The organism is Pseudoalteromonas gelatinilytica, assembly GCF_001641615.1.
Lineage (GTDB): Bacteria > Pseudomonadota > Gammaproteobacteria > Enterobacterales > Alteromonadaceae > Pseudoalteromonas > Pseudoalteromonas gelatinilytica.
The window spans coordinates 176,066-190,184 of record NZ_LRRU01000017.1; the positions used below are offsets into that span (position 1 = coordinate 176,066).

At 37.8% G+C, this 14,119-nt stretch carries 12 protein-coding genes; 2 read left to right on the forward strand and 10 right to left on the reverse strand.

Annotated features, from left to right (window positions below; genetic code table 11):
* Positions 1–246: 246 nt before the first annotated feature.
* The 5 genes from NH153_RS08475 to NH153_RS08495 all read right to left on the reverse strand — a co-directional run bounded on the left by NH153_RS08475 (position 247) and on the right by NH153_RS08495 (position 7,119).
* Complete coding sequence (locus NH153_RS08475; protein WP_063702810.1) at positions 247–939, reverse strand: hypothetical protein; 693 nt, start codon at positions 937–939, stop codon at positions 247–249.
* A gap of 146 nt (positions 940–1,085) precedes the next feature.
* Positions 1,086–1,919: a DUF2806 domain-containing protein gene (locus NH153_RS08480; RefSeq protein ID WP_063702812.1), complete on the reverse strand. Its 834-nt coding sequence runs from the start codon at positions 1,917–1,919 to the stop codon at positions 1,086–1,088.
* A 541-nt stretch (positions 1,920–2,460) separates the two neighbouring features.
* The gene (locus NH153_RS08485) at positions 2,461–4,191 is read right to left on the reverse strand and encodes an LA2681 family HEPN domain-containing protein (protein ID WP_063702814.1); all 1,731 of its coding nucleotides are present in this window, start codon (positions 4,189–4,191) and stop codon (positions 2,461–2,463) included.
* 367 nt (positions 4,192–4,558) lie between these two features.
* Entirely contained in the window at positions 4,559–5,659 is a 1,101-nt protein-coding gene (locus NH153_RS08490; protein ID WP_063702816.1) for a Shedu anti-phage system protein SduA domain-containing protein, read from the reverse strand.
* A 596-nt stretch (positions 5,660–6,255) separates the two neighbouring features.
* Positions 6,256–7,119, reverse strand: coding sequence for a hypothetical protein (locus tag NH153_RS08495; protein ID WP_063702818.1), 864 nt, complete (start codon positions 7,117–7,119; stop codon positions 6,256–6,258).
* Between the two features lie 1,008 nt (positions 7,120–8,127).
* Between NH153_RS08495 and hemN the strand changes: the two genes are divergently transcribed.
* Positions 8,128–9,501, forward strand: coding sequence for an oxygen-independent coproporphyrinogen III oxidase (hemN, locus tag NH153_RS08500; protein ID WP_063702820.1), 1,374 nt, complete (start codon positions 8,128–8,130; stop codon positions 9,499–9,501).
* A gap of 61 nt (positions 9,502–9,562) precedes the next feature.
* Here hemN and NH153_RS08505 read toward each other — a convergent pair whose 3' ends face one another.
* The 3 genes from NH153_RS08505 to NH153_RS08515 all read right to left on the reverse strand — a co-directional run bounded on the left by NH153_RS08505 (position 9,563) and on the right by NH153_RS08515 (position 12,061).
* A complete protein-coding gene (locus NH153_RS08505) occupies positions 9,563–10,078 on the reverse strand; it encodes a DUF2489 domain-containing protein (protein WP_063702822.1) in 516 nt (171 codons plus the stop codon).
* The gene (yihI, locus tag NH153_RS08510) at positions 10,075–10,677 is read right to left on the reverse strand and encodes a Der GTPase-activating protein YihI (protein ID WP_063702824.1); all 603 of its coding nucleotides are present in this window, start codon (positions 10,675–10,677) and stop codon (positions 10,075–10,077) included. Before yihI ends, NH153_RS08505 begins: the two co-directional genes overlap by 4 nt.
* A 751-nt stretch (positions 10,678–11,428) precedes the next feature.
* Entirely contained in the window at positions 11,429–12,061 is a 633-nt protein-coding gene (locus tag NH153_RS08515) for a c-type cytochrome (protein WP_063702826.1), read from the reverse strand.
* A 283-nt stretch (positions 12,062–12,344) separates the two neighbouring features.
* Between NH153_RS08515 and yihA the strand changes: the two genes are divergently transcribed.
* Positions 12,345–12,995: a ribosome biogenesis GTP-binding protein YihA/YsxC gene (gene yihA, locus NH153_RS08520; RefSeq protein WP_063702828.1), complete on the forward strand. Its 651-nt coding sequence runs from the start codon at positions 12,345–12,347 to the stop codon at positions 12,993–12,995.
* A 4-nt stretch (positions 12,996–12,999) separates the two neighbouring features.
* On the opposite strand, the gene NH153_RS08525 is transcribed toward yihA, so the two are convergent.
* Positions 13,000–13,518: a DUF1285 domain-containing protein gene (locus NH153_RS08525; protein ID WP_063702830.1), complete on the reverse strand. Its 519-nt coding sequence runs from the start codon at positions 13,516–13,518 to the stop codon at positions 13,000–13,002.
* Complete coding sequence (locus NH153_RS08530) at positions 13,518–14,105, reverse strand: YceI family protein (RefSeq protein ID WP_063702832.1); 588 nt, start codon at positions 14,103–14,105, stop codon at positions 13,518–13,520. Before NH153_RS08530 ends, NH153_RS08525 begins: the two co-directional genes overlap by 1 nt.
* Positions 14,106–14,119 lie beyond the last annotated feature (14 nt).

Sequence of the window (14,119 nt, forward strand, 5' to 3'; positions counted from 1 at the left end):
CTGTAATCTGGTTTGAGTGTCCCTCCCATCACTTTTATCCAAGATTAAAGTGCATGTGCGTAAGAATCAAAAATTGTCTTTAACGCCCCCCAAAGAGGCAGATCACTCTAGCGCATTTCTGGACATAAATGTGTCAGCGTATTTATTTGGTAACGCCTTGTATAGAGGCAAAAAATTGCTGGCTAAAATTAGCTACGAAGGAGCAAAAGCCAACTGTTTTTTGTCCTTTTAAACGACTTATTATATTCATGTTTCTACTACAAAAGTTTGATCGTTAACTTTGCTTATCGCAATTCCCAAAAAGTTACCCACTACTTCAACAAGTTCTTTAATCAAAAGATTATCTGTAATGTGAAAGTCCCATGAGTCATAATTTATCTCAATACTCGAAAAGGTCGCTTTGAGGGCTTTTGCATTTTTTGCTAAAGCACTAGAGTTGTTTCCTTTTACTCGAGAATTTGAGTGGACTATTTGATTTCTTAGTTGTTGGAACTCACATATACGGTCATATAATTTTTTCTCTTTTTTAAGGTCAATGTCGCAGGTGAGTTCAATGTACCTAATTGATTTCCTAATTAAGTTATTGTCGCTAAGATCTTTTAAACTTAATTTACTGTTTGTACAATTTTTTATCTCTTCACTCAGGTGTGACAGAGAACTTTCGAGTAAAGTATAAACAAGCACTATTGAAGAATGATAAAAATAACTTTTTAGCTTTGTTATTTCTTTATTGAATAAATCGACCAAAATTTCTTCGTCATCAGGGCGGCTATCAATATCAGAGGCCATATTCTCTTCTAAAGCATCGCCTTTTTCAGATATAGCTTCACTAATATCTACTACATAACTCCGTAAATATTTTAGCTCGTATTCAGTTCGCTCTTTAAAGTTAACTAAATCAATTGATTTTTCTGTAAATGAATTCTTTTTAGTTAGCATACGATGGCTTATAGAATAGATATAACGATCTATTAAGGTGTGAGCAACGCAAATAAGCCTCCGCACACCATCTTAATAACGAAAATCAACGCATAATAAAAATACAACGCGTTGCGGATCACTCTTGAACAGTTTGTTATAAATACTTATTTCAGTTCTTTTACCTTGCGAGCCATTAGCTGTGATCTGCTTATCAAGATCTCGTAGTATTTTTCACATGGTTTAACGTCAATGAAGCGATAGAGCTCTCGTCCAGCTTTAGTTAGAAACTCTGTTCGATTTTCACGATGACCTTTCAGTGTCATTGCAAACTTATAATTACTATATTCAATTACATATCGCTCATTCTTGGTAAAGTGGAATTGTTGCTGAGGTTGTACCAAACCAAGATCTTGAAGGTGACGAATGTCCGCCTCTTGTATCCCTTGATTTTCGATATGCTTGTTAAGAGATGAGTATTTAAAACGCAACAACTCACCGTTAACTTGAAAAAGGAACTGACAGTAACGATTAAATAACTTTAGATCATTATTACTCAGAGATTGAAGGACAAGCAATGTAGCTCTACTACACGCTTCTGGCTCTAAAACCTCACCGGCAAGTATTTTAGCCCAAAGTTCTTGGACATTTTCAATAGAAACATCTTGGCACTTATCAAAATAAAACGACAACCAATCCACATCTATAGTTACACCATCGGCAATATCATTATTCTCAAGGAAGTTAATTGACTTATCAACTATACCCTCAATATTTTCTTGTCGGCGCGTCTCTTGCGTTGAAATCCGTCTAGCAGCTCTGAGAGCAAGTGCGTCAGACTCTCCTTTAGCCATAATAACAAGCGTATCAGATTCGGCCCTTGCTTTTCTGCGAATCCTTGTAGGCTCATACAAAACGCCAATTGTGTTACTCACTGCATCAATCAACTTACATGCAGGTTCAGATAGAGCTTTTAAGTCGATTAGACTAGTTTCTGTCATTGTGCTTTCACCAAGTATCGATTGCCGTGTATTTATAACAATTTTATAGTGCACGCGTCGCGCATCTTTCTGCCAATGTCACGCTCATGTATTAATAAATGTATTAGTAACAAATAACATAACGCATTACCAATTCTAATTTTTATTGGTACTAAAGATATACAAAAAAGAAAATGCGCTCGTCGCTCAGTTTCTTGAATATGGGAGCACTACAATAAAACTGTATATTAATACTGTTATTTATGTCATCACCAACATAAAAGTTAGTGCAATATCAGATTATGGAGTAGAGCCAATATCAATAGGTGAATCACTGTATCTGATAGCTCAAAGGTAATCTATAGAGTAATTACGTTAACTCACTTTGGGGCACGAGTTATATTTAAAACCCGTCTGTGAAAAAAAATGGCTTAGATTTGCCACTTAAGCCATGCTGTTATGGTAAGTTGTGAAAAAGCACATGTGTCTACTGAGTCGATGACGATTTAATAAGTGATTCAGCCATACTTTCCTAAAATGAATATTTATAGGATACAATGATCTACTTCAAAGGTACTTCGATAGGCATCATCACTGCACCATTATCAGGCTTATTTTTCTCTTCTACGTGGATTGCAAGTGAAAGGTACATAATCGAATTTCGAGCGAGCTTCATCAACGTCATGAGCCTTGATTCAAATTCACTCTCTTTTATCAGCACAGAATGACTTGAAAGCTTTTGGTGCTCATAAATTTTTGACTGTGCTTGACGCAAACCTTCATCAAGTAATTTTTTTTTGGTCTCTAGTTCGGCTTTAAGAGTTATATTATGAGCCTTTTTCGCCAAAGCAATTTCACCATACAGCTCTTGAAGCTGTTCTTCAAAGTCATTTATACCACCATTAAGCTTTTCAAGCTGTGATTGCTTAAAAGCTTTACCTGATTGAATTAGGGTATAACCAAAATCATCAACAATCTTTAAAGAACAATGCTCTATAGCATTTCTAATTTCAGAAAATGCCTTTGCATCAGGATCAAGCCACCGACTAACAGAAGTCGAGTCTTTCACATCTCGAATGTCTTTCAGGATGTAGAATAAGGCATGGATAAAGCAATTCTGACTATCTTTAAGCTTACTGTGTGGTTTCCAGCTCTTACTGCCTTTCAGCTCACTAAAAATACTGTCAAAGCTGATTTTATGATCATACTTGATATCATTCAGATCAAAAAAGCGATTGATAAAGTAGGCAATTTTATCAAATATCGAGTAAAGTGTTCTGAACGCGCTTTTAAAATGACTAGCTTTTAGATTGGTAATGGAGTGTGACATATCATCAACGTGAGGATATGTTTTGTTGAAGAAATGTGTATGGTCACTAGGTATGTTTCTAGCCGAAAAAATTAAATAACGCGCATAGCAATAATCGTTCTTTAATTCATCGAAGTTCCCATGATACATAAGCTCTTCATGCATCGATAAAGCGAAGTTTATTTGTTGAGAAAAAGAGGGAAGGACCATAATGTCTTGATAGACAATTTCAGATACGCAAACGTCATTTAAGTCATTGATAAAAAGCTTGTTATCTCCACACCACTTTAAATATTCACCTTGCTTTCTTGTCTCAACTTCTTCTTCAAATGACTCAAAATAGTCAAAGTCTTCTGGTTCAAAAGTATCTTCAAACCATGCTTTAAAATTCATAAAATTGCTGTTTTCTGAATAAGCAATTCTTTGCTCAGGATGGAGTTGTTCAATACTTTCAAGACCTAAATTAATGAGTAGGTATGCAGTATAGTAATGGTAGTGCTTATGACTAGGATCGTAAACATTGCTCGCAAGAAAAAGCTCATTGTTTGCTTTAGATATTATAGTCACTGGGTTTTGTATGCATGTAAAGGCATTATCCCAGAATGGAATACAGCAGAAGGCACGACCTTGAGAACTTAGATAATTGCCTAAATTGGTTTCAATGCAACTTTGGAGAAAAAGTTCTTCGTCAGTTGGAGAGTCGATTTTTCGTATGACGTATAGAGCTTTTCTGAAAAATATAACGGATTTACTTAGTTCATCAGAAAACCAATCTAGTTTATGGTAGTTAAAAATCGCTACTGAACAATTACCCAATATATAGCAAAAACGAGCTTCATCAACGAGACTTTCAAACTTATAATCAACGCCCAACAACGATTCTAAGAACGTTTTAATCTTTTCATGATCATTAGCTATCAAAAACTCATCAGCCTTCATTGACAGCTCTTCAAGAGCACTTGAATTCAAGACATCTTCTGACATATAGCGCGCCGTTAAGTTAATTTCACATCATACTAACGCATTGGGAATTAGTATTCATTTTATATCAATAAGTCACATATGCTAATGGTCTAAACTAGCTAAAAATGTCATTCTCACTATGTCTGTGGCTTAAGAATTCAGCAACATTATGCTACCCCAATCCTGTTGAATCGTTAATGACATTACGAAAAGTAAGTCAAGTGACGATTTGGCTAAGCAAGTTCTCAATTGGTCGCAACACACTTTGGGGCAATAAGAACACTGCCTGCGTTACATCAACAATCGGTTTCTCTCGATATTTTAATCGCGTCTTCAATCTCTATTCCCAAATATCTCAGCGGAAAATTTGACCGACAACAGCGCCTTATTAAGTACGATCACCTTTTAATCTCAGCAGCATATCACTCCCTCTTTCCAAAAGATCTTCATAGGTTAAGACCTTAATTTTACCGCTGAAGAATATATTTCTTCTACGTAATCTCTCTTTATCTAACTCAGACAAGCTATCCCGTCTGCCAATAACGACAAAACCTGACGGTGAATAAAGACCATTTAACGAAGTTCTTGCGTATGGGTTGTTTTTATCAATCCAGTCTAGCCAATCCAATATCTGTTGCTCTGCATGCACGAGATGACTAGTTGGATTACCAACCTTTGTATATAACTTGAGATTTGATGATTCAAGTTCCACCACATCACATGAACCATCATATTTCTCGAGCGCATAATCTGTTTCGTACTCTCCACCTAAGCGGTGCTTGGGTATAACTCGCTTATATTCAAACCCGAATAATATGGGGTTTCTGGATAAATGTGCCTGTATAGAGTTTTCATTTCGTTTTTCAGACTCTAACAGTACTGTGAACTCATCAATTGCCAACTGTAAACTCAGTAGCAATCGATCTGCGCTTTCTAGATTCGAAAGTTCTTCCTTGATGGTTTGTCTAATAATAGAAATATCAGATGGGGAGTAATGTTTTTCAGGGTCTATACTAGATAATAGCTTTTTTGCACTTTCGAACTCATCAGATTGTCGAGACGTAAGACGATATCTCTCACCTTGAAGTTTGAAGCCACCCTCAATCATCTTGCGGTGTAATATAGCTAGTTCATCCTCGCAATCGGGAGTGTTTGGATAAACTGGGACTTCAGATATCGCAGCTATGGCTAAAGTACTTAGAATATCTTCCTCATAATCTTCTTCTAGAATTTGATCAAGAAGATGACAAACTTCCATCTCTCCACGTTCTATATTGAATGAAAAGCATATAATGTGAATAGTTCGTTTACCGCCTTCATTAGAATAAATTAGCTCTTTTGCAATATTTATTAGATCAAAATTGTTCATTTTGGGACTATCATCATCCTCAATCTGTTGAGAATGAATAACATTTGCAAGTTCTTTATTTTCTCCTGTGAGAATCGTGAGCCTACGCTGTCCGTCTTTCCATTTATCTAATCTACTCACCGATACTCCCTGAGTACTTAACATTTTAGTATTTATGCGACACGCAGTCTGTGTTGCATAATCGCTTGTTGGACTGAGCCGCTACCTGCTCGGTGTGTAAGAGTTGTTGTTGTTTATGCTATGGTAATTAGTTTTTTGGTGACTCTCACTTTCCTAACTAATTTAATCAGCTTAGCTAGTGTTATGTAAGCTTTCCCTGCATTACTCATCCTTTATTATTTTTCTATTACACCTAAGTATAGCTAGATAAGCAACTATATTTTTTGCACGCATATTGGTTTCCAGACTGAGCTGAAAAATAGGTTAACCCATTGATTTTACTTAGCTAGAAAGACAACTAAGTCATTCGCAATATTTTTTGTCGCTACATCTAAATTCATGCAACAAGTAATGCTTATTGCAACACTTAGCTGTATTTAGAGACTTTGTTAACCCTTAGCCACACAAACGATGTGAGGAAGGCGACCCTCCTCGAATATAAACACCTACCATTGGTCATGCAACTCTGTCAGATTTAATCGGTGCCACATAAATCAAACCTGACAAAACGGTAATTAAAAATAAAAAACCTATTTATAAATAATTATTTAAGCTTCTTAGATAAAATGCAGATGTAGTTTATGTCTGACTGCGCTTGTTACATCTGAAAGTTCTATTTTTGATTTATTATCAAAGTGAGCATCCTCTATAATAGTTATGAAATTACCACTCAGACTATCGATAAAATCACTGATTAAGCTCGTATCAACAACAAAGTGAAAATTATCACACATAAAGTAATCACTTAATGCATCTGTAATAATTTCTCTTATTAAAAAAAGATCATCACTTGTAGTTATATGAAATTGTAAATACGCTGATATTTTTTTGATAAATTCATAATTGTTAATACGAAACTCTTCTAAAACACGCTTGTTTGAAATCTCATTTTGCTTTGTAATTGTAGAGTAAAATATCTCATCACTTTGCCGAGAAGCTTGTCCTGAAATGTGAAGTGCAATATTCACAAAAGTTTTTGCGCATTCATAATTTGAAAACCTCACACTATCTATTTCCCTGTAGCCAGCAACATTTTTTTGGATAAAACCAACTGTGCCTTGACCGTTACTTATCAATGAAAGATTTCGGTTTTCTTTCAGCACTGAAACTAGTTTAAAACAGTTCTTGTCAACTTGTTCGAGGAAAGGTTTTATTGTAGCAGCAATAAGATTTGATGCTGATGAAAAGCTTAACTTTCTATTCTTATGACGAAACTTTTCACATAATTTTTCTGCATTTAACTCAAAGTATTTCACTTTATTTTCGAGAGATGCATGAAGAGATGAGTAATTTTTATTTGCCAAAAACTGCGCCCATGGATCAAAGCTTTTACATTTTGACTTTATTCCGATACCAATACTTTTGGTATTTTCATAAAAAGACTCAGCGGTTAATTTGAGTAACTCTGTAGTAAAAATCATAATTTTTCTCAGCATCAGACATAGGAGGTCGTTTAAGCAGCTAATGCATTAAAAAATGATTTGGACTTAGTAATATTGAGATATTTGATGATGGTCGACCACAACCAAGTCAGTTAAATACTGCCTTCGAATGCTAGTTATATTAGCACTGTCCCAAAAGCATAGTAAAAAATAGGAATAAAAAAATCAAGAGAGATATTAGAGGTAATTGAATCTTTAATATTAAAGATGAAATGGTGGCCCCTCCCAGACTTGAACTGGGGACCTAACGATTCTGGTTACCCACTACTTTCGTAATGGCCTGGACTATATCATCACCCTAGATAACTTTATCTGTGGGGTGTCGGACGCTAATGATGTATTACACAGCAAGTTCGTGCTGAACCATCTAGTCTCTGAACCTTCTCCAAACGCTTTTGGAGCTTGGCTGCTGATTAGCATGTTTAAATAAACGAAGCCTTCCAGCAATTCATCCGATTTTCCATATGCCATTACTGACATAGGTCACAATTTCTTATGAGTCGTGTGCTCTAACCAACTGAGCTAAGGGGCCAAATTTTCATTTTAAGTATGCACTTAAAGATAAGTGGGAATACTAACGGAATTACCGTTTAACTTCAAGGCATTGCACCTTTTCTTTGCCCTTATAAGTACACACCAAATTCTTATACCACATAAGAACTGGGGACCTAACGATTATGAGTCGTGTGCTCTAACCAACTGAGCTAAGGGGCCATTGTATTAGCGAAAGCTAAATTTTTTGATGCGTTTAGCAGGTTTAACTGACTAAAGCGGGATGCAGTATAAAAAGTTTTTGTAACCTTGTCACTAGCAAAACCCTTTATTTTAACAATCACTAAATCAACTGCTCAAATAGTAAACTCTTTGTTTTTACAACGACCTTAAAGCATGCCGATTAGTTTCTAGCCTCCGACATTGTTCTAGATCAAATAGCTAAATCACTAAACTCGTTAAAATAGCCGCTCAATCAATTGCGGAGTGCTGACTGTGATAAATTTACCTAGCTGGGATCAATCTCTGATCAACAAGTACAATATTTCTGGGCCTCGATATACATCTTACCCAACAGCATTGTCTTTAGCTGATGGTTATAACCAACAAGATATGATTAACGCGATTGCGGCATCGAAAAGCCGTTCTTTATCTTTGTATATCCATATCCCTTTTTGCAGTCAGCTTTGTTATTACTGTGGTTGTAATAAAGTAATCACTCGTCATCAATCTAAAGCCGATTTATACCTAGATAATTTAGCGCTTGAAATTGCTGAGCAAGCAACACTTTTTGCCGATTATAAGGTTGAGCAATTGCATTTAGGGGGTGGTACGCCAACGTTCTTATCGGCAGAGCAAATGAGTCGCTTAATGGCATTGGTTGAACAGCATTTTAATTTTGCTGATGATGCCGAGCGCGGTATTGAGATTGACCCTCGCTCTTTAGCTGATGGCATGCTAGTTCATTTACGTAAGCTTGGCTTCAATCGTGTTTCGTTTGGTATTCAAGATTTCAATGATGCTGTGCAACTGGCGGTTAATCGCCCGCAAAGTGTGCAATCTGTAAAAGGCTTGATTAGTGAGGCTCGTGAACTTGGCTTTAAGTCTATTAATGCCGATATGATTTACGGTTTGCCACTGCAAACACCTGAGAGCTTTAAAGAGACGATTGCACAGCTGATAGAGTTAAACCCTGATCGCGTGTCGGTATTTAACTATGCCCACTTACCAGATAGATTCGCAGCACAGCGTAAAATTAAAGACGCTGACTTACCATCTGCGGGCGATAAGCTCACTATGTTCAAAAATACCCTTGAGCAGATGTTAGCGGCGGGTTATCAGTTTATCGGTATGGACCACTTTGCCCGTAAAGACAATGAACTGGCAATTGCACAAAACGCGGGTCAATTACATCGTAATTTCCAAGGTTATACAACGCATGGCCAATGTGACTTATTAGGTTTGGGTGTGTCGTCGATTTCACAAATTGGCAATGCCATTTTACAAAACGAAAAAGAGTTAAAACACTATTACAAAGCCGTGCAAGAAGGCTTTGGCAGTGCAGTCTGTAAAGGTGTTGCTTTAACTGATGACGATACGTTACGTGCCGCAGTGATCAAACAATTGATCTGCCAGTTTGAGCTGGATATTCCTGCAATCGAAAAGCAGTTTAATATCAACTTTGCCAGCTACTTCTGCGAGGCACTACAAGCACTTGACCCGCTACTGGCTGATGGCTTGGTGTCTGTGAGCCAAGAAAAAATCACAGTAACAGCCCGTGGTAATTTATTTATTCGTATTATTTGTATGTGCTTTGATGCGCACCTACAACAACAAATCAAGCAAACTCGTTTCTCACGAGTTATCTAACCCAACAAAAAGCAGAGCCTAGGCTCTGCTTTTTATTTTGCTTAAATCACTGCACGTATGTTTAATTGAATACGACGTTTTCGCTGCCTGGGGCTGCTTTAAACTCTTCAATGATACGTACGCAATCTGCTTTTATCTCATCGCTAAGTTGCTCTTCAGCACGCCAGCGAGTGGTGTCCATTTTAAAAATCTCTTTTTTAGAGTATTTCTTACGGGCATCATGGGTTGGCATGTCTTTAACTACTTCGTACATTTTAAATATGCCTGGGTAGCGCTCACTTAACTCAAACTCTTCTGCAAAGCTGTATTGAGAGATCAGCACCCAAATGCGCAAGCTGCCTTCTGAGAACTCACATTGCTCTTCATTCATTGCACGGGCAATTAAATGAATGCTATCGGCTAACTTTGCATTACGCTTTGTTCTTGATGCCGCAAGCTTTTGCTCATGCTCAGCTTGCTTCTTGGCGATAAGCTTATTTTGCTCTTTTAGTTTATACAGAAGTTGTCCTGCATAAAACGCAAGCCCTGCGATAATTGCCGCACCAATTACGATGGCAATAATCAAGGTTGTGCTCATCGCTCATCCTCATCTTCGTCATCAAACCATTCGTTCGCTAAATCGTCAGATAAGTACTTATCGAAGTCTGATTCACCTTCATCGTAAAAATCATCTTCAAAGTCATCTTCGTACTCGTCTTCATCATCTTCGATACCTAATAGCTCACATAGAGCTTGGTGACGAGCAATACGACTATTAAAGTACTTAGCGTCTTTACCTGTTAGTAACTCGCCACGCTCATGACGTTCTACCAGTTTCAGAAGGCGCTCGTCATTTTCTAGCGCTTCTAGTTCTTGCTCTGGCGTTAACTCAGGCTCAGTTACTTTCTTCAGCTCAACCATTGGCTTTAAGTTGCGTTTCATTTCAACTTTTGGCTCCGCCTTAGGCGCAACTAAAGAAACCGGCTTTTTACTACCAACACGCTTATCTTTCGGTTGATTGTTCGCAGCAGTGTTTTCTGCTCTTTGTGCATCAGGCGCATTTCGAGACCCAGGTTTAGCACCTTTCGTCTTTTTAACTCGCTGCTCTTTTAACGCGCGCATCTCTCTAAGCTTTTCTTTACTTAGACGTACAGGACCATTCGATGGAATTTTACGCGACTTTTTCTTTCTACTCATATCTTGATCATCTCACTTAAGAGGTTGTGCACAACGCCTGTGTGGCATTGTAATGCTGGCATAACCAGAAGAATTCGATGTGCGGATGTGGTTGGTCAACTTGACGAACTGCGCACTTTTCATACTTTTAGTACAAACGGTGGCTATTGTAACAGGACAAATAAAAAGGCGGTAGAGAAAACATCTCTACCGCCTACTAATCTGAGCGCCAATTATCTGGACACTTCTCCCTTCGACTTTTTAGTCTTTATTATTTTTATTATTATTGTTTTTCCATTTTGTTATTGTTTTAACCTTCCGTGTAGCATTCCATTTTGTTTTTATTATTAAACTTCCATGAGCTTTTATTATTCTCGGTCAATCCTGACGCTTTTTTGTTATTTCCTTTAGGACACCTAACCAGTGTCAACCCCTAAAGACTTGCCGCAATCACTTTCCTTATTACATTGTCCATGTTGTTTTTGCTGTCTCAGCGACAGTGGTTAATTTACTCATTAATAATTTTGTTACAACTAATTTATATAATTTTTCTTACAGATAAGATATTGCAACAAGATCAAATCAACCAATAACAAAGACTTACAATTAAAAGTGAAATAAAAATAAGATTTAGCTTACAGCTCGATATGGTCAATGTCTCACAAGAGTGTGGGATATTTCGACATGGATTAAATACAAAAAAAGCAGCTTGCGCTGCTTTTTTCACACTAATCACATATTACTGCGCAGTATTACTACTGGCAATCAGACTTTAGTGTAAGCCACCTAAGTATTTTGAAAGTACTTCGATGTCTTTGTCTGTTAACTTTTTAGCGATGTCTTGCATCATACCGTTTAAGTCGTTATTACGCGTGCCATCACGGAATTTTTCAAGTTGTGACTTGATGTATTCTGGATGTTGGAACGAAATTTTCGGGAATTTTGCAAGTGATGTACCGTTACCACGTGGACCGTGACACGCAGCACATGCTGGAATACCACGCTCTGCATCACCGGCTTTATAAAGCTGCTGACCAACTTCTACTACATCTTTAGGTGTTGCACCTTCAGACATATTTAAAGAAGAGAAGTAAGCTGCTAGGTCTTTCATGTCTTGATCGCTAAGCGGCATAGCCATACCACTCATTACTGGATCCATACGACCTTCTTTGCCGCCAGATGTCATACCTAATTTCAAATCTTTTAATTGTTTATAGATATAATCTGCGTGTTGGCCTGCAAGCTTAGGGTAGATATTAACCGGCGCATTACCGTCTGGGCCGTGACAAGCCGCACACGTTGCCGATTTCTCTTTACCTGCGTTTACATCGCCATCAAATGCTGTTGCGTTGCTTGCTGACAACGTACCAAGCAATATAGTTAAAGATAGTGCTATTTTTTTCATGGTGAATTCTCTGTTTCCGACCCTGTATCATCTACAATATGGATGTTGTGATTTCTATATTCTACACGATAATAAATTCTCTGGCACGTTTTCTGCCCACATTAAGCTCATAATTTATAGGGATTTGACTTAGATTAAGTTTCTACCTAGTAATTTTCCTAATTCAAAGCCAATTTAGCACGCTTAAATACGCTTTTGAATGCTGCTTTAATAGTATAAAATACGTGCCTTAAGTGGAAATTAGCCACTGTTCGTTATTATTTATAAAAGACTAGGAGAGCCTGTGCTCAAATCTCGTATCAAATACAATACTGCGTCCTTTGTTACCAGCGCACCTGATATCTCACGCTTACCTGCTGATACGGGGATTGAAGTCGCGTTTGCTGGTCGCTCTAATGCGGGTAAATCAAGTGCCCTAAATACGTTAACAGATCAAAAATTAGCACGTACCTCTAAAACACCAGGTCGTACTCAGTTGATCAATACGTTTGAGCTAGATGCCGACAAACGCCTTATCGACTTACCGGGTTATGGTTTTGCGAAAGTGCCTATCGAAATGAAAAAGAAATGGCAAAAATCGCTAGGTGAATACTTACAAAAGCGTCAAAGCTTAAAAGGTATCGTTGTTTTAATGGATATTCGTCATCCGTTAAAAGATTTAGACCGTGACTTAATCGATTGGGCTGTGGGCAGTGAAATACCTGTGCTTGCACTTTTAACTAAAGCCGACAAGCTCAAACAAGGTGCGCGTAAAGCACAAGTTTTACAGGTTCGCCGTGAGTTAAGTAACTTAGAGGGTGATATTACTGTACACGCCTTCTCTTCACTAAAAGGCACAGGTTTACCAGAAGTTGCTAAAAAGCTTGATGAGTGGTTCTTAGGACCTATTGAAGTTGAAGCACCTGAGTCTGATGACGAACAACCAGAAGCTTAATCGCTTAGGCCAAGTAATAACGCTTGGCTAATGATTCTATATAATAGCCCTGCTCGTCTGAGCAGGCTATTTCAGCCCACTGATAATAAACATTTCTCGATACCCTCGCAGCCAAGCCATGCGCTAATTGAAGATAAGGCACACTAACCCCCTCAAATTCTCTTAGTAATAGTGGTTGCTTTGCTGATACCAACCATGCACGCTGTAAATTATCGACACAACAAAGTGCACGGCCTTGCTCTGTCTCTTCAAAGCGCCAATCAACAATAATAAAAGGCACATCAATGACGGTGATTGCCATTTTCTCAACAGGTGTTTTTAAAAAATAACTATCGGCTTCTTTGCAAAGCACAGAGGCAAAGAGTTTTACCATTGCCTCGCGCTTTATTTCACTGCCGGCATAAAACCACAGCCCTTGCGCATCAATCGTTATTGGCAGTTGCCCACAATTTTGTGGTTGCCATTGATCAAAAGGTTTATCGGGCGCTTGAAGTGCGGCTTCTAATTCGGCAAGTGATTGCATTACTTTTCTTTATCTAGCGTCAAAGAAAATGTTACAGGTACAGCTGTCGCAATTGATGGTAAACCCGCAAGTTTTTGTAACTCACTAATACCTTCTGTTACTTTGAAGTCACTTGCATTAATAATCACCGGCGTAAACGATGAAACAGTCACATCGCCTTTCGGTGACATATTGGCAAGCACATCAATTGTTAGCTCTTTCTTGTTGCCGTGAAAATCTAATTCAGCTTTCAACCCTTTAAGCACATGTTGACCAGGTTTTAGCGTTAACAGCGCTTTGCTTAAATCCGCAGTTAACACTGCATTAGGAAATTTAGCTGTTTCGAATAACAATTTCGTCATGCGCTCATTACGGATAGGGATCAGGGTTTCAACCGATGACAGATCGATCATTAACTTAAATTGACCTTGTTCGTTAAGTGTACCCGACACGTTTTTGAAATGATGCGCTTCTGCAACTGAATTCTTTTTGATAGACACAAAGCTCACATTGCTTTGCTCATTATTAACTTGCCAGTTTGCGCTGGCTAAAGGGGCAACTAAAATACTCGATAATGAAAAGGCAGCAATTGCCATAGATTTAAACATAACGCATTCCTTCG

Excerpts from the sequence above, each read along its gene's own strand:
- NH153_RS08475 (WP_063702810.1), bottom strand. The coding sequence starts at position 939 with ATGCTAACTAAAAAGAATTCATTTACAGAAAAATCAATTGATTTAGTT.
- NH153_RS08485 (WP_063702814.1), bottom strand. The coding sequence starts at position 4,191 with ATGTCAGAAGATGTCTTGAATTCAAGTGCTCTTGAAGAGCTGTCAATG.
- NH153_RS08525 (WP_063702830.1), bottom strand. The coding sequence starts at position 13,518 with ATGCAATCACTTGCCGAATTAGAAGCCGCACTTCAAGCGCCCGATAAA.
- NH153_RS08495 (WP_063702818.1), bottom strand. The coding sequence starts at position 7,119 with ATGATTTTTACTACAGAGTTACTCAAATTAACCGCTGAGTCTTTTTAT.
- NH153_RS08480 (WP_063702812.1), bottom strand. The coding sequence starts at position 1,919 with ATGACAGAAACTAGTCTAATCGACTTAAAAGCTCTATCTGAACCTGCA.
- NH153_RS08530 (WP_063702832.1), bottom strand. The coding sequence starts at position 14,105 with ATGTTTAAATCTATGGCAATTGCTGCCTTTTCATTATCGAGTATTTTA.
- NH153_RS08505 (WP_063702822.1), bottom strand. The coding sequence starts at position 10,078 with ATGAGCACAACCTTGATTATTGCCATCGTAATTGGTGCGGCAATTATC.
- yihI (WP_063702824.1), bottom strand. The coding sequence starts at position 10,677 with ATGAGTAGAAAGAAAAAGTCGCGTAAAATTCCATCGAATGGTCCTGTA.
- NH153_RS08515 (WP_063702826.1), bottom strand. The coding sequence starts at position 12,061 with ATGAAAAAAATAGCACTATCTTTAACTATATTGCTTGGTACGTTGTCA.